General features: G+C 45.6%; 29 protein-coding genes and 1 riboswitch. Of the genes, 4 read left to right on the top strand and 25 right to left on the bottom strand.

Annotated features, from left to right (window positions below; all coding sequences use genetic code 11):
• Positions 1-3: 3 nt before the first annotated feature.
• From SC79_RS14060 to SC79_RS14035, 6 genes are all read right to left on the bottom strand, one after another.
• The gene (locus SC79_RS14060) at positions 4-906 is read right to left on the bottom strand and encodes a carbohydrate ABC transporter permease (RefSeq protein ID WP_039075580.1); all 903 of its coding nucleotides are present in this window, start codon (positions 904-906) and stop codon (positions 4-6) included.
• A 3-nt stretch (positions 907-909) separates the two neighbouring features.
• Complete coding sequence (locus SC79_RS14055; RefSeq protein WP_039075579.1) at positions 910-1,788, bottom strand: carbohydrate ABC transporter permease; 879 nt, start codon at positions 1,786-1,788, stop codon at positions 910-912.
• A gap of 57 nt (positions 1,789-1,845) precedes the next feature.
• Complete coding sequence (locus SC79_RS14050) at positions 1,846-3,114, bottom strand: ABC transporter substrate-binding protein (RefSeq protein ID WP_039075578.1); 1,269 nt, start codon at positions 3,112-3,114, stop codon at positions 1,846-1,848.
• 80 nt (positions 3,115-3,194) lie between these two features.
• Positions 3,195-4,181 (bottom strand): fructosamine deglycase FrlB, encoded by a 987-nt coding sequence (frlB, locus tag SC79_RS14045; RefSeq protein WP_039075577.1) that lies wholly within the window; start codon positions 4,179-4,181, stop codon positions 3,195-3,197.
• Positions 4,182-4,379: 198 nt separating this feature from the next.
• Positions 4,380-4,754 carry a nucleotide excision repair endonuclease gene (locus SC79_RS14040; protein ID WP_010329993.1) on the bottom strand — a complete coding sequence of 125 codons (375 nt, stop codon included), beginning with the start codon at positions 4,752-4,754 and terminating at the stop codon, positions 4,380-4,382.
• A 100-nt stretch (positions 4,755-4,854) separates the two neighbouring features.
• Positions 4,855-5,973, bottom strand: coding sequence for an NAD(P)/FAD-dependent oxidoreductase (locus tag SC79_RS14035; RefSeq protein ID WP_039075576.1), 1,119 nt, complete (start codon positions 5,971-5,973; stop codon positions 4,855-4,857).
• 158 nt (positions 5,974-6,131) lie between these two features.
• Here SC79_RS14035 and SC79_RS14030 point away from each other — a divergent pair, with 158 nt between their 5' ends.
• From SC79_RS14030 to SC79_RS14020, 3 genes are all read left to right on the top strand, one after another.
• Positions 6,132-6,281, top strand: a complete 150-nt coding sequence (locus SC79_RS14030) for a hypothetical protein (protein WP_039075575.1) — start codon at positions 6,132-6,134, stop codon at positions 6,279-6,281.
• Positions 6,281-6,559: a hypothetical protein gene (locus SC79_RS14025; protein ID WP_039075574.1), complete on the top strand. Its 279-nt coding sequence runs from the start codon at positions 6,281-6,283 to the stop codon at positions 6,557-6,559. Before SC79_RS14030 ends, SC79_RS14025 begins: the two co-directional genes overlap by 1 nt.
• A 222-nt stretch (positions 6,560-6,781) precedes the next feature.
• The gene (locus tag SC79_RS14020) at positions 6,782-7,090 is read left to right on the top strand and encodes a hypothetical protein (protein WP_156122675.1); all 309 of its coding nucleotides are present in this window, start codon (positions 6,782-6,784) and stop codon (positions 7,088-7,090) included.
• Positions 7,091-7,129: 39 nt separating this feature from the next.
• Here SC79_RS14020 and sufB read toward each other — a convergent pair whose 3' ends face one another.
• The 19 genes from sufB to SC79_RS13930 all read right to left on the bottom strand — a co-directional run bounded on the left by sufB (position 7,130) and on the right by SC79_RS13930 (position 23,925).
• On the bottom strand, positions 7,130-8,527 hold the full coding sequence (sufB, locus tag SC79_RS14015) for a Fe-S cluster assembly protein SufB (protein ID WP_003240854.1): 1,398 nt from the start codon (positions 8,525-8,527) through the stop codon (positions 7,130-7,132).
• Between the two features lie 20 nt (positions 8,528-8,547).
• Positions 8,548-8,991: a Fe-S cluster assembly sulfur transfer protein SufU gene (sufU, locus tag SC79_RS14010; RefSeq protein ID WP_039075572.1), complete on the bottom strand. Its 444-nt coding sequence runs from the start codon at positions 8,989-8,991 to the stop codon at positions 8,548-8,550.
• Positions 8,981-10,201: a cysteine desulfurase SufS gene (sufS, locus tag SC79_RS14005; protein ID WP_039075571.1), complete on the bottom strand. Its 1,221-nt coding sequence runs from the start codon at positions 10,199-10,201 to the stop codon at positions 8,981-8,983. The genes sufU and sufS overlap by 11 nt, the downstream gene beginning before the upstream one ends.
• The gene (sufD, locus tag SC79_RS14000) at positions 10,201-11,514 is read right to left on the bottom strand and encodes a Fe-S cluster assembly protein SufD (protein ID WP_039075570.1); all 1,314 of its coding nucleotides are present in this window, start codon (positions 11,512-11,514) and stop codon (positions 10,201-10,203) included. The genes sufS and sufD overlap by 1 nt, the downstream gene beginning before the upstream one ends.
• Positions 11,515-11,531: 17 nt before the next feature.
• A complete protein-coding gene (gene sufC, locus SC79_RS13995; RefSeq protein ID WP_039075569.1) occupies positions 11,532-12,317 on the bottom strand; it encodes a Fe-S cluster assembly ATPase SufC in 786 nt (261 codons plus the stop codon).
• Between the two features lie 193 nt (positions 12,318-12,510).
• The gene (locus SC79_RS20140) at positions 12,511-12,648 is read right to left on the bottom strand and encodes a hypothetical protein (RefSeq protein ID WP_052245606.1); all 138 of its coding nucleotides are present in this window, start codon (positions 12,646-12,648) and stop codon (positions 12,511-12,513) included.
• Between the two features lie 192 nt (positions 12,649-12,840).
• Entirely contained in the window at positions 12,841-13,218 is a 378-nt protein-coding gene (locus tag SC79_RS13990) for a carboxymuconolactone decarboxylase family protein (protein ID WP_039075568.1), read from the bottom strand.
• 84 nt (positions 13,219-13,302) lie between these two features.
• Positions 13,303-14,127 carry a methionine ABC transporter substrate-binding lipoprotein MetQ gene (metQ, locus tag SC79_RS13985; protein ID WP_039075567.1) on the bottom strand — a complete coding sequence of 275 codons (825 nt, stop codon included), beginning with the start codon at positions 14,125-14,127 and terminating at the stop codon, positions 13,303-13,305.
• A gap of 13 nt (positions 14,128-14,140) precedes the next feature.
• Positions 14,141-14,809: a methionine ABC transporter permease MetP gene (gene metP / locus SC79_RS13980; RefSeq protein ID WP_010330004.1), complete on the bottom strand. Its 669-nt coding sequence runs from the start codon at positions 14,807-14,809 to the stop codon at positions 14,141-14,143.
• A complete protein-coding gene (gene metN / locus SC79_RS13975) occupies positions 14,802-15,827 on the bottom strand; it encodes a methionine ABC transporter ATP-binding protein MetN (RefSeq protein WP_010330005.1) in 1,026 nt (341 codons plus the stop codon). Before metN ends, metP begins: the two co-directional genes overlap by 8 nt.
• Before the next feature lie 105 nt (positions 15,828-15,932).
• Positions 15,933-16,039: riboswitch (SAM riboswitch) on the bottom strand.
• Positions 16,040-16,152: 113 nt separating this feature from the next.
• On the bottom strand, positions 16,153-16,497 hold the full coding sequence (locus SC79_RS13970) for an SCP2 sterol-binding domain-containing protein (protein ID WP_039075566.1): 345 nt from the start codon (positions 16,495-16,497) through the stop codon (positions 16,153-16,155).
• Positions 16,498-16,604: 107 nt separating this feature from the next.
• A complete protein-coding gene (locus SC79_RS13965) occupies positions 16,605-16,925 on the bottom strand; it encodes a thioredoxin family protein (protein ID WP_039075565.1) in 321 nt (106 codons plus the stop codon).
• 1 nt (position 16,926) lies between these two features.
• A complete protein-coding gene (locus tag SC79_RS13960; protein WP_026014508.1) occupies positions 16,927-17,289 on the bottom strand; it encodes a toprim domain-containing protein in 363 nt (120 codons plus the stop codon).
• 71 nt (positions 17,290-17,360) lie between these two features.
• The gene (locus SC79_RS13955; protein ID WP_010330010.1) at positions 17,361-17,597 is read right to left on the bottom strand and encodes a YusG family protein; all 237 of its coding nucleotides are present in this window, start codon (positions 17,595-17,597) and stop codon (positions 17,361-17,363) included.
• A 55-nt stretch (positions 17,598-17,652) separates the two neighbouring features.
• Complete coding sequence (gene gcvH / locus SC79_RS13950; RefSeq protein WP_010330011.1) at positions 17,653-18,036, bottom strand: glycine cleavage system protein GcvH; 384 nt, start codon at positions 18,034-18,036, stop codon at positions 17,653-17,655.
• A gap of 66 nt (positions 18,037-18,102) precedes the next feature.
• On the bottom strand, positions 18,103-18,459 hold the full coding sequence (locus tag SC79_RS13945) for an arsenate reductase family protein (RefSeq protein ID WP_010330012.1): 357 nt from the start codon (positions 18,457-18,459) through the stop codon (positions 18,103-18,105).
• A gap of 111 nt (positions 18,460-18,570) precedes the next feature.
• Positions 18,571-20,355, bottom strand: a complete 1,785-nt coding sequence (gene fadE, locus SC79_RS13940; RefSeq protein WP_039075564.1) for an acyl-CoA dehydrogenase FadE — start codon at positions 20,353-20,355, stop codon at positions 18,571-18,573.
• A gap of 14 nt (positions 20,356-20,369) precedes the next feature.
• A complete protein-coding gene (locus tag SC79_RS13935; protein ID WP_039075563.1) occupies positions 20,370-21,545 on the bottom strand; it encodes an acetyl-CoA C-acetyltransferase in 1,176 nt (391 codons plus the stop codon).
• Positions 21,546-21,555: 10 nt separating this feature from the next.
• Positions 21,556-23,925: a 3-hydroxyacyl-CoA dehydrogenase/enoyl-CoA hydratase family protein gene (locus SC79_RS13930; protein ID WP_039075703.1), complete on the bottom strand. Its 2,370-nt coding sequence runs from the start codon at positions 23,923-23,925 to the stop codon at positions 21,556-21,558.
• Positions 23,926-24,097: 172 nt separating this feature from the next.
• Here SC79_RS13930 and SC79_RS20135 point away from each other — a divergent pair, with 172 nt between their 5' ends.
• Positions 24,098-24,244, top strand: a complete 147-nt coding sequence (locus tag SC79_RS20135; protein ID WP_010330015.1) for a YuzL family protein — start codon at positions 24,098-24,100, stop codon at positions 24,242-24,244.
• Positions 24,245-24,255 lie beyond the last annotated feature (11 nt).

The following is a 24,255-nucleotide window of genomic DNA, read 5'->3' as shown; positions in this document are numbered from 1 at the left end:
CCTTTATCCTTTTACACTTCCGCTTGCAATCCCGCGGACAAAATATTTCTGCATCAATAAAAATAGAATGATAATCGGCGCGGCTGAAATCGTTAATCCCGCCAGCAACACGCCCCAATCTGTCTGCAGCGCGTCTCTGAACTGCATCAGCCCGGCTGGAATGGTCCGCAAATTCTCATCATCTATGAAAATAATCGCAAACATAAATTCATTCCACGTATGGTAAGCCGTCAAAATACCGGATGTCACCAAAATCGGCACACTCATCGGTAAGAAAATTCTGAAAAATACTCCGAAACTCGTACACCCATCTAAATAAGCCGCCTCCTCCAATTCTTTGGAAATAGAAAGAAAATAAGAGCGGATCAAAATGATGGTGAACGGGATCCGGTAAGCCGCATACGGCAGGATTAACGCCCAATACGTATTGTAAAGGCCCAGCGATTGAATCATAGAATAAAGCGGCACGAGACTGACCTGCGGCGTCAGCATCAAACCGCCAAGACAAAGCACCAAAAAGAACCTTTTTCCTTTAAACTCAAACCGAGAAAGGCCGTACGCCGCCCATGCACTGATAAAAACAGTGATCACACACGTCAGCGCCGTCACGATGACACTGTTCATAAAATAAGAAGAAATGCCTTGATTCCAAGCGGACACAAAATTTTCCGGATGCCACGAAGACGGCAGCGACCAGCTGTGCTCAAAAATATCGTCCGAGCTTTTAAAGGCGCTCATGACCATCCATAGCAGCGGATAGGCAATCACAATCAGATAAAGAAACAGAAAAACCCATACAGATGTTTCTCCGATGTACCATTTTCGTCTAGGCTTTCTTTTCACCTCCATGTGCCGGTCAGGCACAGGCTCCAATCTGAACGAATCTGTCTTCTTCTGAGGCAGCATCTGTTAGTCCTCCTTTCCGGTTTTAAAGAACTTCATTTGCATGAGCGACAATGCGAGCGTAATGAGTAACACAACGGTGGCAATCGCTGAAGCATAGCCCATCATATCCTTTGTAAAGGCGCTTTTATATAAAAACGTGCTCAAGACTTCTGAAGCGTTGCCCGGCCCTCCGCCTGTCAATATGTACGGTTCATTAAATACCGTAAAGGCGCCGGTCAGCGTCATCACTACCGCGACAAAAGACATCTCTTTCGTCTGGGGAACGGTAATATGAAAAAACTGCTGAATTTTCCCCGCACCGTCAAGACGGGCCGCTTCATACAGTTCATCCGGAATCTTTTGGATCGACACAATGTACAGCATCGCGATATAACCGACAGATTGCCATTGAGACACAAAAATAACCGAAAGCATAGCCGTGCTGTCCTCCCCAAGCCAAGCTCTCGTCAGCTGATCAAGACCAACCGCCTGAAGCAGCTGATTCAAAATCCCCGTCTCAGGGTTATAAATAAAATCAAACAAAAGCGCGATCACCGTCATGGAGATGACAACTGGCAAAAAGAAAACGGTGCGAAAAAACGGCGACCATTTTCTGACCAGCTTATCCTCAAGCACGGCCGCCAAAATCAACCCGCCAAATACCTGGCATACAATTGAGATCACTGCGTAAAGCACATTATTGGCAAGTGCCTGATAAAAGACAGGATCATGAAATAAGTCAACATAGTGTTTCAAGCCGATAAACGTTTTTTCCGGAGAAAAAGAGCTCCACTGAAACAGACTGAGGAAGACATTCTCAACAATCGGGATATAAACGAAAAGTAAAAAAACGAGAGCGGGCACCAAAAACAAATAGGGAATTGTTTTATTCTGATTGACCAAGGATATCTCATCTCCTTTATAAAAAGAAAAGGTGCGAAGCTTCACCTTTTCTTTGATTTATTCAGCTGACGCCCTCACTTGCTTCGCTGCTTTTTGAACAGCTTTCATGACCTGCTCCGGTGTCATGTCGCCGCCAAGCATTTGCTGGACGTTTGTTAAGTACGCATCGGCGATTTCAACATCGACATCCATATCAAACCACGGAACCATAGATTCGGCATCAACAATTTGCTGAATGGCTTCACGCTGAATGGCTGTAGAATTTTCTTCAGTAGCCGCTCCTTGCACAGCACTGTATTTTCCGACATCTTTGACGAGCTTTTCCCCCATTTTTTTCGACGTCAGAAACTGCAAAAATGCCATCGCTTCCTTCGGATGTTTTGTTTTTGAGGCAATCATGAACCCTTCCGGCGCTCCCGTTAGCGCTTCTGAAGATCCTTTTTGCCCGCTGATTTCAGGGAATGGGAACATCCCCAGATCCACCGGTTCAACCAGCTTGATTTCCGCTGTTTCCGCATATATCATCGCCGACTTTCCGCTCTTAAACTGCTGTCTCACATATTCGTGATCGACGGAGTTTACATGTTTATTGAAGTAAGGCATCAGCTCCTGAAGCTTTTCAAGTGCTTTCACGTAGCCTTCATCAGTAAATTCACCCGTTTTGGCGTTATAGTCCTTTTCCCGCGTTTTTTCATCGACCATCCGTTGATTGAGCGTGCCGATATAGTGTGAGATGGTCCAAGTCGCCTTTGTTCCAAAGCTGATCGGCGTATAGCCGTTTTCTTTCAGCTTCTTTGACACATCGATGAATTCATCCCATGTCTTCGGGGGATCAAGATTCAGTTTTTGGAACATGTCTTTATGATAGAAGAATGATTTAGCGTCCATTTGCCACGGCACGCCATATGGCTTGTTTTCATAAGTAAATGGTGTGACTTGCGATTGAACGAGCTGTGATGACCAATCTGTATCATTTTTGTAGTAGGACGAGAGATCAAGCGCCTTATGGCCTCTGATAAATTTAAAAGCAAACTCGTCACTCCATGAGAAGTAAATGTCAGGAGGGCTGGTGGTTCCCAGCATGACCTTGATTTTGTCTTTATAGGAATCATTCAAAACCGCTTCAATTTGAATGTCGATATCCGGATGCTCTTTTTCAAATGCCTTCACAACCTCTTCAAAATAACTTTTTTCCGGCTCCTTCGGCCATCTGTGGAAAAATTTCAATGTCACCTTTCCGTCCGCTGAACTGCTCTGGCTCGAACAGCCCGCAATGGTGAACATACTGACAGCGGCAATGATCAAAAACAACAACATTTTCTTCAAAGGGTTGGCCTCCTCTGGACATTAGACTATAATGTTATATAACATTATAGTCTAATGCATAATGATTCCTCAGTTTCAGATCAATACTCAACTTTCCACATGTATCTTCTATGAGATAAAGGATGATGTCTCGCCTCTGCCAGCGCGTCCGCATAGCTTCTCAGCACACGGTTGAGAACGAGCGGCGCTAGATAGCCTTTAACTGAATCGTCTATTGCAGTGAAGTCGTAAGATGCAGCATCAAGCACAGTGAGCTTTTTGCCATATTTTTTCGAGAAGGTAAGCGACCGCTCTTCAAGAGGCCTTGTTTCATCTAAACCGAGCAGGATGATAAACGGCACGGATTCATCAATAATTTCAAACGGTCCGTGAAAATATTCTCCGGCATGAATGGCGTGGGAATGAATCCATTGCATTTCCATGAGAATGCAGATGCTGTAGGAGTAAGCGACACCGTAGTTCGCACCGCTTGCCATGGTATAAATAATACTTTCTTTTTCATGGGCTTTTGCGAATTGCTGTGCGTTGTCAGCTTCCTTCTTAAGGGCATCTTCATACACAGCCTGCAATTGATCTAATCCTTCAATTGCTTGTTCAAATGTCGTATTGTTTTCTAATACTTGCAGAGTGCCGAAAACGATTTGATACAGAACGCCATAGTTCGTATTGATCGCAAGCGCCTCATCGCCCCAATCGTACTGGGCAACATATTGCGCTTTTTGCGCTAAAGGAGACTCCGGCTCATGCGTCATCGCAATCGTAAGTGCGCCCTTGCCCCTCGCAAACGAAGCGGCTTTGACCGTTTCCGGGGTATTTCCCGAATGCGAGCACAAAATGACAAGAGACGTTTCACCAAGCTGGACAGGGTTGCGCTGGATAAATTCGTTCGAGCTGTAAAGGTCGGAGTTGATTGATTTTGACTCTCTGTCAAACACATATTTACTCGGATACATGATGGCCGAAGACCCTCCGCATGCGACAAAGAATACATGGTCAATGGTTTTCCCTTTCAAATCCTGCAAGAAAGCTTGAACCTCACGATTTACTTTTGCTGTGGATGGACTCAAATCCTTCACTCCTTCTTTTTATTATATAACGTTATATAACATTATATATCGTTATATTAAAGTCCGCTGGGGAAATTGTCAATATTATTTTCTGAAATTTCTCAATAATCTAATCGGATGACAATACAGAAAAAGGCGCAACAAAAAGCCAGAACTTCACATGAGCTCTGGCTTCGCTGTGCCTCCGCAGACTGCGCCTTACTTAAAAAATACCTTGTCTACATTGTACTTCGAGTGCTGTGTATTGATGATATACGTTTCGTAAATGTCTCTTTCCATTGGGTCATCGACGACACATACTTCAATTTTATAGACTTCGTCTCTGTGATGTTTGATCGGTGAGACATTGTCTTCAAAATGCTTCTTAATTCTCTGTCTTAACTTTCTGGCTTTACCGACAAACAGCAGCTCGTCATGAATGTTGTAAAACATGAAGATGCCCCCTTTGTCTCTTGGGATCTGGTGAAAGTCGATGAAGCCGTAAATCGCCTTTATTTTCGGTTCGTTTTCATTCGCTGCCTGTTGCCGTTCGGTGATGGTGACATTCGGTGCGGGTATATCAATTTTTATCAAATCAGTCACGTCCTCTTTTTCATTAAAGATAAATGCTAACATAGACAGAAAAGAAAAGCCAGAACAGCTTTATATTATTTGTTTGTTAAGCTTTTACTTATTATGCAAGCGCTCCGGCTGGATCATACGGACTAAGGTCTATTTCCGTCTGCTTTCCGAGAACGAGTTTTGCGAGCTCTGAACCTAAGAACGGTCCCATCGTTAATCCCGAGGCGCCTAAACCGTTAGCGGCGTAAAGCCCTTGAACATCCGGCACAGCGCCGACAACCGGGAGAAATCCTGGCGTAAACGGCCTGAAGCCCACTCTAGTTTCCATCACAGTGCCGTCAGCAAGACCCGGCGCTGCAGCTAATGCTTTGCTCAATACTTCGTGCTGCCCTCCGGCTGTCACACGAAGATCATCTAGGCCGGCATCGTTTTCATGCGTGGCGCCTGCTACAATTCTGCCGTTATCAAACGAAAGAATATACTGGTCGTTCGGCGGCATCACAACCGGCCACGATCCTGTATTCGCGTCCGTCATTTCAAAATGCATAATTTGCGCTTTCTGAAAGGACACTTGAAAATGAATGCCAAGAGGCTTCATGACCTCGTTGGCCCATGCACCTGCTGTCACAATTACTGCATCAGCCGTAATCTGCTGTGCGTCTGTTTGCACGCCGGTGACCGTTCCGTTTTCAACAAGCAAGGACGCATTTCCTTTGATGATCTCTGCGCCGCGTTTCTTAGCAGCGTTTAAAAGCGACCGGCACAGCGCCCTCCCATTCACACGGGCGGCCCCGCTGATATGAACCGATTCATAGCCATCAGCTAAAATCGGAAACAGCTTTTTCGTTTCACTTGCGGACAAGCGGGTAATGTCGCCGATTTCCGGCGCATCCTCCCGTCTCTTATACGCCCGCTCCTCCATCTTATCAAGCTTGGACGCATCAGTATGAATACTGATGGCACCGACACGCTTATATCCTGTGTCCGTTTCTCCGTCTTCCTCCAATTGATGGATTAAATCCGTATAGCAGCGTGCTCCGCCCTTCGCGAGCTGATACCACTTCTGATTGCGGCGCTGCGATAGCCAGGGACAGACGATCCCGGCCGCCGCATCAGTCGCTTGTCCTGGTTCCTTCCGGTCAACCACCGTAACCCTGGCACCCCATTTGACAAGATGGTAAGCAGCCGAAGCGCCAAGTATCCCTGCGCCGACGATGATGTACGATTTCATATGAAAACACCTTTTCTATTATAATGTCTATTCATTTTACCAAATCGAGTGCTTTCCTTCGACCTTTTGACCCAATGTGGAAAAACCGCGAAGTTCGTCCAATCTCTTCACTCTTCTATCGAATATCCTGTCACTATCAATAGAGAAAGGATGATACGATGAGCGAAAATCGCCATGAAAATGAAGAAAACACAGACCGTAATGCGGCAGTCGCAAGAGTTCAAAACAGCGGCAATTCGAATGTGGTAGTCAACGTGAACACGGATCAGGATCAGGAACAGGCGCAGGCGCAAGACGGGGATGAGTAATGAACGAAAACATCATTCCTATCAACAGACATACTCAAGAGATACCTGCTACCGAATCCGTGATCAAAAACAGCGGCAACTCTGAGGTTCATATCGACATTCACATTGATACAATGCCAATCGCCTTTGCCATTTTATGCTCTGCATTAGCCGCTAAGCAGATGTCAAAAGAGGAATTTGACACGGCTTATAGACAATTGTTAGAAATGAAAAACATTCATAGCCCCCAAGCGGCATCTGTTATCAATATTCAACCCAATGAGATACCTGACAATTAGAAAAGCAGCCGCAGGTTTACATCATGCCTGCGGTTTCCCTTATTTCCCTCATTTCAATCATGTACAGCTTGATTAATACCCATTTATTAACAATTTATACATATTTAGTTACAGGAAGCAGGGTTTCTTTATCAAAATTGTATAGTGTAAGAAAAAATAAAAAAGGAGTGTTACAAATGGAAATGTAAAAAAGCTATTATTTCTGCACTGTCAGTTTCTGCTTTGGCTCTCAGCTTAAGTGGTGTGGCATCCGCTGAAGAAATGTCAGCTGCTCCGGCATCTTCCATTCAAAATGCCTCACACAGCCCGATAAAAGTCATGGATGCCTTTTATCAGATGAAGGTAAACAGTTACTTAAATATTGCGAGAGCAGGAGCTACAAGCTACGTAGTAACCTCCGGCCGCGAACATATCTCTGTCAGTCAAAGCGGAATGGTATACAGCAAGTCAAAAGCTGGATCAGCGGAAGTTACGATCTACAAAGGATCGAGCGTACTAGGCGTTGTAACGATCAGCGTACGCGAGAAATAGACAAAACCCGGCGGAATCATCCGCCGGGTTTCATTTATATTAACCGATTGAACCTTCCATTTCAAACTTAATCAAACGGTTCATTTCAACTGCGTATTCCATCGGAAGCTCTTTTGTGAATGGCTCGATGAAGCCCATTACGATCATTTCAGTCGCTTCTTCTTCGGAAATGCCGCGGCTCATCAAGTAGAAGAGCTGCTCTTCAGATACTTTAGACACTTTCGCTTCGTGCTCCAATGAAATGTTATCATTTAAGATTTCATTGTAAGGAATGGTGTCAGAAGTTGATTTGTTATCCATAATGAGCGTATCGCACTCGATGTTAGAGCGGGCGCCTTCCGCTTTGCGTCCGAAGTGGACGATTCCGCGGTATGTTACTTTTCCGCCTTGTTTTGAAATCGATTTTGATACGATTGTGGATGATGTGTTTGGTGCAAGGTGAATCATTTTCGCACCCGCATCCTGATGCTGGCCTTTACCCGCAAGAGCGATAGAAAGCGTCATACCGCGCGCGCCTTCGCCTTTTAGGATACAAGCCGGATATTTCATTGTCAGTTTAGAACCGATGTTGCCGTCGATCCATTCCATCGTTGCGTTTTCTTCACAGATCGTACGCTTCGTTACAAGGTTGTAAACGTTATTCGCCCAGTTTTGGATCGTTGTATAACGGCAGTAGCCGCCTTTTTTCACGATGATCTCAACAACCGCACTGTGTAGTGAGTTTGTTGTGTAAACAGGCGCCGTACAGCCTTCAACATAATGAACACTTGCTTCTTCGTCAACGATGATCAGCGTACGTTCGAACTGACCCATGTTTTCGGAGTTGATGCGGAAGTAAGCTTGAAGCGGTGTTTCAACCTTCACGCCTTTAGGCACGTAGATGAAAGATCCGCCGGACCAAACAGCTGAGTTAAGCGCCGCAAACTTGTTATCAGTCGGCGGGATCACTTTTGCCCAGTGCTCACGGAAAATATCTTCATTCTCTTTCAACGCGCTGTCAGTGTCTTTAAAGACGATGCCTTGCGCTTCAAGATCTTCTTTCATGTTGTGGTACACAACCTCAGATTCGTACTGAGCAGAAACACCCGCAAGGTATTTTTGTTCAGCTTCAGGGATACCGAGCTTGTCGAATGTTTGCTTAATTTCGTCAGGAACTTCATCCCAAGAACGCTCTGAACGCTCAGACGGTTTTACGTAATACGTAATTTCGTCAAAGTTCAGTGAGTTTAAATCTCCGCCCCATTGAGGCATCGGCATGTTGTAGAAATGCTCAAGTGATTTCAAGCGGAAATCAAGCATCCATTGAGGCTCTTCTTTCATGCGAGAAATTTCTTCTACGATTTCTTTTGTCAATCCGCGCTCTGAACGGAAAATGGAAACGTCCTTGTCGTGAAAACCATACTTGTATTCACCAATATCAGGCATTTTTTTAGCCATCCATTTTCACTCCAATCCTTTTAATTGCCGCTTTCTTCTTTCGCGACTCCTTTTTCAAGTGCTTTCCATGACAGGGTGGCACATTTGATACGAGCGGGGAATTTTGAAACGCCTTGAAGGGCTTCAATATCCCCAAGATCTATAGAATCATCATATTCATTCCCTTGCATCATATCCGAGAAAATCTTAGACATGGAAAGGGCTGTTTCGATATCTTTCCCTTTAATCGCCTGCGTCATCATCGAAGCGGATGCCATTGAAATGGAACAGCCTTCCCCTTCAAATTTCGCATCTTCCACGGTGTCTCCGTCAAGCTTCATTGTCAGTCTGATTCGGTCGCCGCATGTCGGATTGTTCATGTCCACGACGATACTGTCATTCAAAACCCCTTTGTTGCGCGGGTTTTTGTAATGATCCATAATCACCTGTCTGTACAATGTATCTAAGTTTGCATTAAAAGACATTTGTAAAATACTCCTTTGTCTTTTGAAGAGCTTCCGCAAGCTTATCAATCTCTTCCTCTGTATTATACAGATAAAAGCTTGCTCTTGCAGTAGCAGTTACATCCAGCCATTTCATCAGCGGCTGCGCGCAATGATGGCCGGCTCTGACTGCGATTCCCTCCGCATCAAGCACAGTCGCCACATCGTGAGGATGAACGTCATCAAGATTAAAAGTGACAAGCCCGGCACGCTCTTCCGGCCCATAAACCGTTACGCCGTCAAGCTGGCGGAAGCGTTCAAGCGCATAAGCCGCAAGCTTGTGCTCGTGGCGGGAGATTTCATCAAGACCGATTTCTTCGAGAAAATCAATGGCGGCCCCGAGACCGATTGCTCCCGCAATAATCGGCGTACCCGCTTCGAATTTCCATGGAAGCTCTTTCCAAGTTGATTCATAAAGCCCGACAAAGTCGATCATTTCACCGCCAAATTCGGCAGGCTCCATGTTTTCCAGCAGGGCTTTCTTCCCGTACAGTACACCAATACCGGTAGGGCCGCACATTTTATGGGAAGAAATCGCAAAGAAGTCGCAATCGAGATCCTGCACGTCAATTTTCATGTGAGGCGTGCTTTGTGCACCGTCCACCACAATAACAGCCCCATTGTCATGGGCGATTTTCGCCATGTCTTTAATCGGGTTGATCGTGCCGAGGACGTTAGATACATGAGACACTGCAACAATTTTCGTGTTGCTTGTGACCGTTTCTCTTACGTCTTCTAAAGAAATCGTTCCGTCTTCCTGCAACGGAATATATTTTAATGTGGCGCCAGTCGCTTTGACAGCCTGCTGCCACGGAATGATATTCGCATGATGCTCCATATAGGTGATGACCACTTCATCACCGGGTTTCAGGTTGGCGCGTGCATAGCTTAACGCCACCATATTCAGTGATGTGGTCGTGCCTTTTGTGAAAATAATCTCAGCCATTGACTTCGCGTTAATAAACTTGCGGACTTTTTCACGCGCTCCTTCATAACCGTCTGTCGCTCTGGTTCCAAGTGTATGGACGCCCCGGTGAACATTGGAATTGTAGTGGTTATAATACTTATCCAATGTTTCAATGACAGCACGCGGCTTCTGGGAAGTCGCCGCGCTGTCGAGATAAACGAGATCATGTCCGTTCACTTGCTGATGAAGGATCGGGAACTGTTCACGAATATCTGTGATATTCATTACTTCACTTTCCTTTCGATAACAGAAACCAATTGTTTCTTGACGCCTTCAATCGGAAGTTCGTTTACTACCGGCGCAAGGAATCCGTAGATGACTAAGCGTTCTGCTTCTTCTTTCGCAATTCCGCGGCTCATCAGGTAGTAAAGCTGAATAGGGTCAACACGGCCGACAGATGCCGCATGTCCTGCAGTTACATCGTCTTCGTCAATTAAAAGAATAGGGTTTGCGTCTCCGCGTGCTTTTTCGCTTAGCATCAGCACACGTGATTCTTGTTCCGCATTCGCTTTTGAAGCGCCATGTTCAATTTTTCCGACTCCGTTAAAGATAGAAGAAGCGGCATCCTTCATCACACCGTGCTTCAAGATATATCCTTCTGAAGCTTTACCGAAATGGATGATTTGTGTTGTAAAGTTCTCTGTTTGCTCTCCTCTTCCAACTACAACCGTTTTCGTATCGCCGTATGTGCCGTCACCGTAAAGGTTTGTTGTGTTTTCGGAGATCGTGTCGCCGTCATTCATCAGGCCGAGAGCCCACTCGATTTTGCTGTCGCGTCCGCGCGCGGCACCGCGGCGGTTCACATATGTGGTCACACCGCTGGACAGCGTATCAACCGCACCGTATGTCACGCTGGCATTATCACCTGTGATGACCTCACTGATAATGTTGAACACGGCATCTTTCGGATTTACAGTGCTGATGTAGTTTTCTACATATGTGACAGAGCTGTGGTCTTCAGCCACGATGAGCACGTGGTTGAACAGAGCCGTATCGTTGCTTTCGTGGACATAAACAGCCTGAACCGGCGTCTCCACCTGAACGTTTTTCGGAACATAAAGGAATGCTCCTCCGTTAACAAGAGCCGCGTGAAGCGCAGTTAATTTGTGCTCATCAACCTTCACGCCGTCTTTCATAAAGTATTTCTCCACTAAGTCACTGTGCTCGCGTGCAGCCGTCAGAATATCAGTGAAGATGACGCCTTTATCCTTCAATTCCTGAGAAAGAGAAAGGTATGCCGGCGTCTGATCACGCTGCACGTATAATGTTTTATCTTCGTTATCAATATCGATCAGCGCTTTTGCTTCATCAGTCAAGTCTTCTAATGAAGAAAGCGGTTCGTTATCAACTGTATGCTTCGCGAAGTTTGTGAAGTTCCAGTTTGTGATTTTTGTTTTATCAGGCTTCGGCATCGGCAGATCCTCAGCTTGTTCAAGAGCCTGTAAGCGCAGGTTTTTCAGCCAGGCAGGTTCTTGATGCTTTTCGGAAAAGCTTTTGAGATACTCCTGATCTACGGATAGTTTTGTATCTAGTGTCATGTTAATCCCCCTAACGCTTACGCTTCTTGGCCTACAGTTTCGTCTTCAATACCAAGTTCTTGTTTAATCCAGTCATAACCTTCTGCTTCGAGACGCTGTGCAAGCTCTGCACCGCCGGATTTCACCACGCGGCCTTGCATCATAACGTGAACAACATCCGGAGTGATGTAGTTTAACAGGCGCTGATAGTGAGTGATCATCAGGCAGCCGAAGTTTTCGCTGCGCATTCTGTTGATCCCTTTAGATACGACTTTCAGAGCATCAATATCAAGGCCTGAGTCGATTTCATCAAGGATGGCGATTTTCGGTTCAATCATCATTAATTGAAGGATTTCGTTGCGTTTTTTCTCCCCGCCTGAGAATCCTTCATTAAGGTAACGCTGCGCCATTTCAGGGTCCATTTCAAGGAACTCCATGTTTTCGTCCATTTTGCGGATGAATTTCATGAGAGAAATTTCATCGCCTTCTTCTCTGCGCGCATTGATTGCTGAACGAAGGAAGTCGGCATTTGTTACACCGCTGATTTCACTAGGATACTGCATGGCAAGGAATAAACCCGCCTGCGCGCGCTCGTCCACTTCCATTTCCAGTACATCTTTGCCGTCAAGCGTGATGCTGCCTTTTGTTACTTCATATTTAGGGTGCCCCATAATAGCAGCTGAAAGAGTGGATTTACCAGTTCCGTTTGGTCCCATTACCGCGTGGAACTCTCCACCTTTTATTTCAAGGTTTACACCCTTTAAGATCTCTTTCCCTTCGATTTCAACGTGAAGATCTCTGATCGTTAATGTTGAAGCAGCCATATCTATACCTCCAAAATATATAATCATTATTCTTATTTTATTCTCATTCTAATTTTATAACAAATGAAAAGTAAATACAACTTTTTATCGTGCCCTCGCACATTTCTCAAGTTTAACAAAGATCAGCACTTTATTAAAGCGATTGAAAAAGAAAAAGAGTGGATTCCCACCCTTTTTCAGAAGATTGATTTTCTCAATAAGCTCCTGCAGAAATCCGCTTGCTCTTTTTATAATCAAGCTCTCTCTGCCGCTCTACTCTCAGTCTTGTTTCCAGCCGGCGTCCGTATTCCTCGTATCCAATTCCGTGAGACAGCTGCATCGCTTTTTCCATTTCTGACGTATAATCGAGGTTCAGTCTATCCTGGCTGTTACAAATAATAAATCAATCCCTTCATTTATTTGCTTCTATTGTAACAACGCTGCGATGGAAGCCGCAAAAAGGAAACGGCTCGAAATAACGGCAGATGAGACGAAAGCATCCTTTCAGCTCAAATGAGAATGGTTTTTCGGAACATTCCTTCTCTTAATGCGTGGTGCTTCCAAATTCCTCTATGCACTGTTGGACGACTGTTACGCCTTGGCTAAGAGCCGCGCCGCCTCCGAATGCGGCTGCCACACTGACGGCTTCGAGAATATTCTCTTCTGTCGCTCCCTCATCAAGACAGCCTTTTGTATGATAGATCATGCAATATTCATCTTGGGCATTGATTGCGATTCCGAGGGCGATCAGCTGTTTTTCTCTCTCAGTCAGTGAATTCCCGGCAAAGCATTGTTCGGTAAACTCATTAAACTTTCTTCCCATCAGCGGCATCTTTTGTTCAAATGTGCCTAAACCTAATTTATATTCTTTTAACGCGTCCTCCATGCTTCCTCTGTCTTGATTCAAAGAAAATCCCTCCATCTGTTTAACATTCCTTTTTATTATGAACAGCTTTTAGGAAATTACCCGAAAAAAACCCCGGATTTCTCATCCGGGGTTTCAGTCTTATTCAGAGACAGGAAGCACAGCTCCGTCGTATTTTTTCTCGATGAAGTCTTTGATCTCTTTAGAGTGGAGAACTTCCATCAGCGCTTTAATCTTCTCAGAATCTTCTTCGCCTTTTCTTACTGCGACGATGTTAGCGTATGGGTTGTTTTTCGTTGCTTCCACTTCAATCGCGTCTTTTTTAGGGTTTAATTTATTTTGGATCGCATAGTTTACATTGATGAAGACCGCGTCTCCTTCTTTGTTTTCATATGCTTTTGCCGTTACTTCAGGCGCTACTTTTTTGAATTCAAGGTTTTTCGGGTTTTTCTTAATGTCTTTCAAAGTTGCGTCAACTGTTTCCACTTTAGAATCAAGTGTGATTAGCCCCGCATTTTCAAGCATTGCAAGCATACGGCCTTGTTCAGCCACGTTGTTTGTCAGAATAATTGTCGCACCCTTTGGAAGGTCTTTCAGTGATTTGTATGTTTTAGAGTAAATACCGAATGGCTCTAAGTGAACAGCGCCGGCATTCACAAGTTTGTAATCTGTGTTTTCCTTCATTTCTTGCTCAAGGTAAGGAATGTGCTGGAAGTAGTTCGCATCCACTTCTTTATCAGCTAAAGCTTTGTTGTACATCTTGTAATCACTAAGCACTTTCACTTCCAGCGTATAGCCTTTTTCTTTCAACAGTGGTTCAGCTTCTTTTAAAATTTCCGCATGCGGTGTTTTTGTCGCAGCAACGACCATTTCTTTCTTACCGGACTCTGCGCCTTTATTCGAACCGCAGGCAGCCAAAACTCCTGCAAATACAAGCAGTAATGCACCTAAAAATAACTTTTTCAATGTAAATCCTCCCTTATCGTTTATCTATAATATTTGTTATGACATCACCGATGATTTGAATAATAAATACGATGATTAAAATAAACACAGTAGCAATGAAGGTAACATCAGCATTATTTGACTGATAGCCTTCTACGTACGCAAGGTTTCCAAGGCCGCCTGAACCGATGGCCCCGGCGATTGCCGTTGATCCGATCAAAGCGATCGCCGTCACCGTGATGCCAGAAATGAGAGCCGGCATAGATTCAGGAAGCAGCACTTTGAAAATAATCGTAGACGTCTTGGCTCCCATTGATTTGGCAGCTTCGATAACACCTTTGTCTACCTCGCGCAGCGCGATTTCAGCGAGGCGCGCGTAAAACGGTGCCGAGCCGATCACCAGCGCCGGCAATGCGGCGTTTGGCCCTAAGATCGTGCCGACTAAAAACTTCGTAAAACCAAGCAATAAAATAATGAGAATGAGGAACGGAATCGATCTGAATATGTTGACAACAGCCGCAATCACAGAGTTGACCGTTTTATTCTGCCAGAGGCTCCCTTTGCTTGTCAGAAAGAGCAGCAAGCCGAGAATCACCCCGATAACAAAAGCAAACAGCAGAGAGATCAGCGTCATATAAAGGGTTTCATATGTCGCGTTCCACAATTCAGTTAAATCAACATTCGGAAAATATGTTTCAAACATTCGTGATCACCTCTGCTTTTACCTGTTTGTCATTAATGAACCGGATCACGTTTTGCACTTCTTCCTCGTCACCGTCAATGTGGATGAACAGTGAACCGTAAGCTCCATCCTTCGTTTGCGAAATTTTCCCTTGCAAAATATTGACGCTGACATTAAAGTTTCTGATCATCTCTGTAATCAGAGGCTGTTCAGCCGAATCACCGACAAATGTGAGCTGAACCGTTTTTCCTGATGCTGTTTCATCAAGAAGGTGCTGAAGCGTTTCTTTCGTTTCTTCCGGCTCTGTCACCTGCTGAACAAACCGTTTTGTCATGTCTTCCTTCGGGTTTTTGAAGACATCAAGAACTTCACCTTCTTCCACAACCTTTCCGTTTTCCATGACAGCGACTCTGTTGCAGATTTTGCGGATCACATGCATTTCATGCGTGATCAGCACAATTGTCAAACCGAGTCTATCATTAATATCGGACAATAGATCCAAAATTGAATCTGTCGTTTGCGGATCTAATGCTGATGTCGCTTCATCACAAAGGAGAACCTTTGGATTGTTTGCGAGTGCTCTGGCGATCCCGACACGCTGCTTTTGTCCGCCGCTCAGCTGAGAAGGATAAGATTTTTCTTTCCCTTCTAAGCCTACCAGTTTAATCAGTTCATTGGCGCGCTTGATACGCTCGTTCTTTTTCACCCCGGCAATTTCCAGAGGAAACATGATATTATCTCTGACCGTCCGCGACCACAGCAAATTGAAGTGCTGGAAAATCATGCTGATGTTATGGCGTGCCTTTCTTAACCCGCGGCCGTTTACTTCATTAATCTTGGTTCCCGCTACTTCCACGGTTCCTGAGGTTGGTTTCTCAAGGCCGTTCAGCAGACGGATTAAGGAACTTTTGCCAGCTCCGCTATATCCTATAATTCCAAAAATCTCACCTTTTTTGATGGAAAGCGAGACATTTTGGACAGCATTGACATCTCCATGTTTCGACTTATAGACTTTTGAAACATCTTGAAGATTGATCAAAGCAATCACCTGCCTTAACACTATTCTAAGAAATCTTCCGGGATTTTCTGCAAAAGAAAAACCTTTCTGCACATGTGAGCAGAAAGGCTTATATAAAACGCCTTTCTCTCATCTTTCAAAGCTGAACGCTTCGTGTGAATTGGCACCATTTCAACAGCGTTGATGGTTGCCGGGCTTCATAGGGCACTTCCCTCCACCTCTCTTGATAAGAGAAATATATAGTCTTTTTCGTCCGGAAATTCTTAATGTAGAATAGCATGGCGGATGTTTGCATGTCAATAAAATAAATGATGTCAACTTTTACTATTATAATAATTTGCTATATTTAATTCTTCACTATCCTCTGAAAAAAACCATTCGTCAGCCAGAGAATCGCTTCTAGCTTTAACAGGGCTCTGAAGGACCCCTTAACTTTCAGGCTTCCGCTCTGAATCAGATGCTGAAGGGAAATATCTCCGTGCAATAAATGAATGATTTCGGATTGGTTTCCGTAAAAGGTCAGGTTGGACGTTTGGCGCTGAGAAATTTCTTTCATTTCTCCCTGTTCGTTTATTGAGACGGTTAAGGCTTCTGTTTCTCCTTGGAAGGTAATGAGCAATGTTGAAGCGCTCAAAAGGGGTCTTAAAAACAGATGCTGATACTCATCTTCTAAAACTTCCGCTTTCTCCATATGTACAACCTCCTATTTGTTGGTCATACATAGACATTTCTCTCTTAAGCATATGAACCCCTTTATAAAACGAACGACAATTTCATTGGAATGTGCTGAGAAATATGTCATAAATGGGATGCGGAAGATGATTTTTGTTTGATCAGCTCATATAAATAAGAAACGGAATGAAACGCATATCCTCTTTCGACCACTTTTCCGTCTTTAAACAGCAAAAAACAAGGAACGCTCTCAATTTGATACGCTTTTGCGAATGTCGGAGAATAATTGACATTGTTTTGATAGAAGGCGACATCAGGCAGCATTTCTTTCACGACTGTCAGCATTTTGCTTGCAAGCTGGCAAGTGCCGCAAAATGGAGTATATAAATATAGAAGATACACATCATCAGAAATGTGCTCAAGTTCATGTTCCTGGAGTTCTTTCATGCTATACACCTCGGGGCTTTCTTTCAAGAAAAATAGTATGGACATTCAGATTCGCACGCAGCAATACAGAGGCGACATGGTGTCTGGGCGCAGCCTCGACTTCTTTATAGGCTCTGTCGATATGCAGATGGCAGGCTTCGTTAAACTCTCTTTTCAGCTGTTTTCTCAATTTCTCGCCTGATTCATCAGCATCAACCAATATATAGACGTCTTTATCGTAGAGCTCGTCAGCCAATTCTTCAAGCTTCAGCTGGCTGATTGTTCCGTTTGTGCAGATAATGCGCACCGGTTCATTCAAGACGCTTTCGATTTTCTCTTTATCTGATTTCCCTTCGACAATCAAAACCTTTTCCAGCTCATCCATTTTCTTCACCTGCCGCGTCAAATTTGAAACGTTCAGATTGTAAAAGAAGGCAGTGAAATTCACCGCCAACATTAACACCAGCCATTTTCGTAGTCACAGTCCACATATTTTGCGTCATTTCCTGAGACCACGTCAGCTGTCTTATAAAACTTCTCATTTTCAAAGGAATAACCGGATTTAAGCTCATATTCATTCATGCTTGTCATTTGTCCGATCCTCTCATTTTCATGATATAACGAGAGCCGGCCATTTTGAAAGCGGCCTGTCACATCATTGGTGACATCGAGCTTTTGTTTGCTGAAAGCCATATTGGACACCTCCCATAACGTTAGCGTGTCCAATTGCCTTTACAGCTATCCTGTTTTAGTCTTCCTGTGTCATCTCTTCGTATTGTTCTGCTGTCATCAGTTTTTCAATTTCAGAAGCGTCAGACGGCTCAACGACGATCATCCATGCTTTTTCGTACGGAGATTCATTGACGAATTCCGGACTGTCATCAAGATCTTCGTTTATTTCCACAACAGTTCCGTTAATCGGCGCATAAAGCTCAGATACCGTTTTAACGGATTCAACGCTGCCGAATGGCTCGTCCGCTTTGATTTCAGCACCCACTTCAGGAAGTTCGACAAACACGATATCACCTAGCTCGGACTGGGCAAAATGTGTAATCCCGATTCTGGCTTTTTCTCCTTCAACTTTTACCCACTCGTGTTCTCCTGAGTAACGCAAATCTTTAGGTATGCTCAATTGAATCCCTCCATTTTTTACAGCACTATAATAAGAAGATACCATACTTTTCAAAAAAAATTGACCTTAAGCCCAGTTTTCTTCAAATTGGTCTTCTTTAAAACCGACTGTCACTTTTTCGCCGTCTGTTGTAAGCGGGCGTTTGATCAGCATTCCGTCTGAAGCAAGCAGTTCAAGCTGTTCGTCCTCTGACATGTGATACAGCTTTTCCTTGAGATTCAGCTCGCGGTATTTCATGCCGCTCGTGTTGAAAAATTTCTTGAGCTCCAGCCCGCTTTTTTCATAAAGCGCTTTTAGTTCTTCTTTGCTTGGAGGCTGCTCTGCAATATGTATTTCGTTTATTTCTTTTCCATGATCTTCAAGCCATTTCTTTGCTTTGCGGCACGTTCCGCACTTAGGGTACCAGTAAAAAGTTAACGACATCTCTTCTTCCCCCTCGATAAAATAATCGAGGTTATTTTAACACAGTTTGTTTTAAAAACCTAAAACAGTGCTTCTTAAAAAGAGCTCCGCGCACGCGGAGCTCTTCGCCAATCAAACAATATATTTTTCAGCCTCGAAAACGCCCGCTGCCGCTTCGCGTTTTTTCTGAATCACGTTTTTAGGTGTGACGCGCGTCAGCTTGCGCAGAGCGGAAAGCATCATGCGGAGTGAATCTCCTTCTTCCATTGCGATGAGGGATTCCTTCGCGTGTGCTTCAATTTCGTTAAAGGCCTCCTGAACGAAAATTTCAGTATACAGCACCTTTTGCGCCGCTTTTTCTCCGCCTTGCGCGGCAATGGCCTTTTCCGTTCTCAGCACGGCTGACTCCATTGCGTACACATTGCTGACGATATCCGCGACGTTGACAAGAATTTCTTGTTCGCGGTCGATGGCTTTTCCGTACTTCTGCGCGGCGAGACCGGCGGCGAACAGCGCGATTTTTTTGGCTTGCTTCACTATATATTTCTCCTGCTCTAAAACGCCGCTGCCAGGCTCTTCAGGCATAAGCATCATGAGTTCTTCTTGGAGCGACTGCGCTTTTTCAAATAGAGGCATTTCACCTTTAAGCGCTTTTTTCAGGAAGGTGCTTGGCACGATTAAACGGTTGATTTCGTTTGTGCCTTCAAAAATCCGATTGATCCTTGAATCCCTATAAGCTCTTTCCACTTCGTACTCCTGCATAAAACCGTAGCCTCCATGAATCTGCACGCCTTCATCAACGATATAATCAAGCGTTTCGGAGCCGAATACCTTATTTAGGGAGCATTCAATGGCGTATTCAGCAATTGACTTGGCGATTTGCCGGCCGTCCTTGAGGTCTTCGGCCGTAAACTGGCTCATATTGTCTTCAAACAGTCCGACGGTTCTGTACACAGAGCTTTCCATCGCGTACAGCCTTGATGCCATTGTCGCGATTTTTTCCTGTGTCAGCGAAAAGCCCGCAATCGGCGTTTTGAATTGACGGCGCTGATTTGCGTATGCCGCGGACAGCTCGATCACCCGCTTAGACGCGCCGATTGTGCCGACCGCCAGCTTATAACGGCCGATATTTAAAATATTAAAAGCGATCACATGCCCTTTGCCAATTTCGCCAAGCAGGTTTTCTTTTGGCACTTCAGCTTGATCTAAAATGAGGGTTCTTGTCGATGATCCTTTGATTCCCATTTTCTTTTCTTCCGGACCCGTAGATACACCCGGGTAATCTTTTTCTACAATAAAGGCTGAAAACTTGTCACCGTCTACCTTAGCGTACACAACAAACACATCAGCAAAGGCTGAGTTGGTAATCCACTGTTTTTCCCCGGTTAACACGTAATGCGTTCCCGCTTCATTCAGCACGGCAGTTGTTTTTGCCCCTAGCGCATCAGACCCAGAGCCTGGCTCAGTCAGTGCATATGCCGCGATCTTTTCGCCTGAAGCGAGCCCGGGCAGATATGTTTTCTTTTGTTCTTCTGTTCCAAAAAACACGATCGGCAAGGACCCAATGCCGACATGCGCGCCATAAGAAAGCGAAAAGCTACCCGCACGCGAAAATTTTTCAGTGATGAGCGCGGAGCTGATTTTATCAAGGCCGAGCCCTCCGTATTCCTCAGGTACATCGGCGCCAAGCAGCCCAAGTTCGCCCGCTTTCTTTAACAGCCTGATAGAATGTTCAAATTGATGGTTTTCGATATCATCTATATGAGGGAGAACATCTTGCTCGATATAGTCCTCTGTTGTTTTCGCGATCATTTTATGTTCGTCAGTGAAATCCTCTGGTGTATACATTTGCTCGTATGAGACATCCTCGATTAAGAAACCGCCGCCTTTTTGTACTTCAGCCGTTTTTTTGGCCATTTGTTTTTCCCCCTTTAGCATAATTCAAATACACCGGCCGCTCCCATCCCGCCGCCGATACACATTGTGACGACACCGAATTGCTCGTTTCTCCGTTTCATTTCATGAATCAGTGAGAGTGTAAGCTTTGTGCCCGTACAGCCAAGCGGGTGCCCAAGCGCGATTGCGCCCCCGTTGACATTCACTTTTTCTTCATCAATTCCGAGTACCCTGATCACTTGAATAGCCTGTGAAGCAAAAGCTTCGTTCAGTTCAAACAAGCCGATGTCCTGCAGCTGAAGCCCGGCAAGCTTTAAAGCACGCGGGATGGCTTCCACAGGCCCAATGCCCATCACTTCCGGCGGCACGCCTCCTACTGCAAAGGAGCGGAATTTCACAAGCGGGGCCAAGCCCAGCGCATCAGCTTTTTCCCGGTCCATCAGCATAACTGCCGCCGCTCCGTCACTCGTCTGCGAGGAATTGCCCGCAGTAACCGTTCCATCAACGGAAAAAGCCGGGCGCAATGTCGCTAAGATGTCTGTCGTCGTCTGCGGTCGAACGCCTTCATCCTGAGAAAACACAAACTGTTTTTCCCGCGGCTTATGGTTTTCTCCGATTTCTGTCACCGTCACTTCGACGGGAACAGTTTCATCTTTAAATTTCCCCTCTGCAAGGGCTTTCGCCGCATTTTGGTGGCTGCGAACGGCAAACGCATCCTGATCCTCGCGGGAGACGCCGTATTTTTTCGCGACCTGCTCGGCTGTGTGTCCCATGCTCATGTAATACTCCGGCGCCTTTTCTGCCAATGCGAGGTTCGGACGGGTCACATGCCCCATCATCGGTACCTGCGACATCGATTCTGCTCCGCCGGCGATCGCTGTATCGTAGGCGCCGAGCATAATTTTTTCTGCCGCATATGCGATGGTCTGAAGGCCCGAAGAGCAGTAGCGATTGACTGTGACCGCCGGGACCGTGTACGGCAGCCCCGCGAGCGCGCCGATATTTCTCGCCATATTTAATCCTTGTTCCGCTTCAGGTGTCGCACAGCCGATAATCAAGTCGTCAATATTGCCTTCATAGCCGCCTGCCCGTTTCAGTGTTTCTTTGACGCAAATCGCTCCCAAATCATCCGGGCGAACGGTGGCCAGCGATCCTTTTTTTGCTTTCCCAACCGGTGTTCTTGCACCTGACACTATGACTGCCTCTTTCATAAGCTCCCTCCTAATTCCGTAAAGGTTTACCTTTCACAAGCATATGCTGCATTCTCGCTTGAGACTTCGCCTCTCCTGCCAAACTCAAAAACGCTTCTCTCTCGATCTCTAATAAATATTCTTCATCGACCTCTGTACCAAACGGCACTTTTCCGCCGGCAATGACATAAGCGAGCTTTTTCGCGATGTTGACATCATGCTCAGATATATAGCCGGACAGCTTCATTTGCTCGGCGCCAAGCAAGAGTGCCGCATAACCGGTTTCTCCCGCCACCTTAACCTTTTCTTTTACAGGCGGCCGCCAGCCTGTGTCGTATAAAGATGCGGCCAGCCGTTTTGCATCGTACAGCAGGTGGTCCTGATTCACGCTGATGTGATCCGTTTCTTTTAAGATGTTCATCTCACGAGCCTCTTGGGCGGAAGCGGACACTTTCGCCATCGCAATCGTTTCGAATGTTTTCATCGCGGCATTCATCGGATCAAGACCGCGGCGGAGATGGTTGATGTACAGCTCTTTGTTTCCTCCTCCGCCAGGAATGAGGCCGACGCCGGATTCCACAAGCCCCATATAGGCTTCACTTGCTGCCTGAATGCGCGCTGCCGGCAGGCACACTTCCGTTCCGCCGCCGAGCGTCATTCCGAATGGAGCGGCGACAACCGGTTTCGCACTGTATTTGATGTTCATCATCGTCTCCTGGAAACGGCGTATCACGAAGTCAACTTCCAGAAAATTGTCATCTTGAACTTCCATTAAGATCATGGCGAGATTTGCGCCGACGCAGAAATTTTTCCCTTGGTTGCCAATCACAAGTCCTTTGTAGTTCCGTTCTGTTTCCTCTAATGCTTTGTTAATCATTTGGATGATATCGAGGCCGATCGCATTGCTTTTCGAATGAAATTCAAGAAGGGCCACATCATCTCCAAGGTCGATCAGGCTTGCTCCGCTGTTTTTCGTAATCACGCCGTTCGTTTCCTTGAGCGTTTGTAAATGAATTCGTTTCTTGTTTTCTTTCACGGCTCTGTATTCACCGCGGTCATAATAAAATACCGTTCCGTTTTCTCTGATGTAGAAGGTTTCATTTCCTTTGGCCAGCATGTCTTTGATCCAACCGGGCATTTCTGCTCCAAGCTGCTCAAGCTTTTCCGCCGACTGTTTGAGGCCGATAGCGTCCCACATTTCAAATGGACCCAGCTCCCAGCCGAATCCCCACTTCATGGCTTGGTCAATCGAATGAATATCATCGGCAATCTCCCCAAGCAGTTCGGCTGAGTACAGCAGCGTTTGAGTTGTGATATTCCACAGCAATCTGCCGGCTCTGTCATCCGAATAAATAAGCGCTTTCATTTTGGCTTTTGTCCCTTTTGCCTGTTTTGCCGCTTCAAGTGCCGGTGATTTCATTTTTGTCCGCTCGCCGTAAGTAAGCGTCACGGGGTCAAGCTCAGAAATCGTTTTTCCTTCTTTTTTATAAAAGCCTTGGCCCGCCTTGCTTCCGATCCACCCTTTTTCAAGCATATCGTTCATGAAAACTGGCAGGCGGAACACTTCTTTCTCTTCTCCATCCGCTTTGTCATACACATTTCGGGCGACATGGGCGAATGTATCGAGCCCGACAACATCAAGCGTTCTAAAGGTCGCGCTTTTCGGCCTGCCGATCAGCGGGCCTGTGATCGAATCGACCTCCCCGACCTGATAACCGCCATTGAGCATTTCTTGGACTGTGACGAGAAGCCCGTACGTTCCGATGCGGTTTGCGATAAAGTTCGGTGTGTCTTTTGCTGTGACGACGCCTTTGCCGAGGACATTTTCGCCAAAAGCTGTCATAAACTTTACAATGTCAGGGTCCGTTTCCATAATCGGAATGACCTCCAACAGCTTCAAATAGCGGGCGGGATTAAAAAAATGCGTTCCGAGAAAATGGGCTTTAAAATCTGCCGATCGCCCTTCAGCCATCTCCTGCACGGATATGCCGGAGGTGTTGCTTGAGACAATGCTTCCAGGCTTTCGATGTTCATCCACAAGTGCGAAAATCTGCTTTTTGACTTCTAGATTTTCGACAACGACCTCAATGATCCAATCCGCTTCGTTCAGCTTCGCTGCATCATCCTCCAGATTGCCTGGTGTGATATAGGATGTATTTTTCGCTGATGTGAGGGGAGCGGGCCTTTGTTTCAGCAGTTTTTTCACCGCCTGCCGGCTCAGCCTGCTGCGCACCTCCGGACTGTCCATAGCCAGCCCCTTTTTTTCCTCTTCCTTTGTCAAATCGTTCGGCACAATATCAAGCAGCAGGACAGGAATGCCGATATTAGCCAAATGCGCCGCAATCCCGGAACCCATTACCCCCGATCCTAAAACGGCTGCCTTCCGAATATGTTTGTGCATGAGATATCCCCCTTGAACATTGAATGAATAGTCATTCATTTTTTGGCCAAAAAAAATGAAACCCGTTTCTTCTTTCATCTTAAAAGATTTCCGCTTCGACTTCAATAGCTATTTTGTATTTTTTGTATGAAGCTTATAAAAGACGGGCAACTTAAACCTGGAGGTGAAGGGAATGGTGCGAGAGAAAAAAAATCCGTCTTCAGCGGCAGTCAGCGCGGCGAGCGTAAAGGGCGATGCCGGTCCGACGCAGCATTACGGCGGCGGAAAACGGACAAGTCAAAATCAGCAGTATAAAAAACAAAACATGGATCAATCATGACGCAGCTGCTA

The organism is Bacillus sp. MSP13 (assembly GCF_000815295.1).
GTDB classification, from domain to species: Bacteria; Bacillota; Bacilli; order Bacillales; family Bacillaceae; genus Bacillus; species Bacillus vallismortis.
This window is presented reverse-complemented; position numbering and strand designations above follow the sequence as displayed.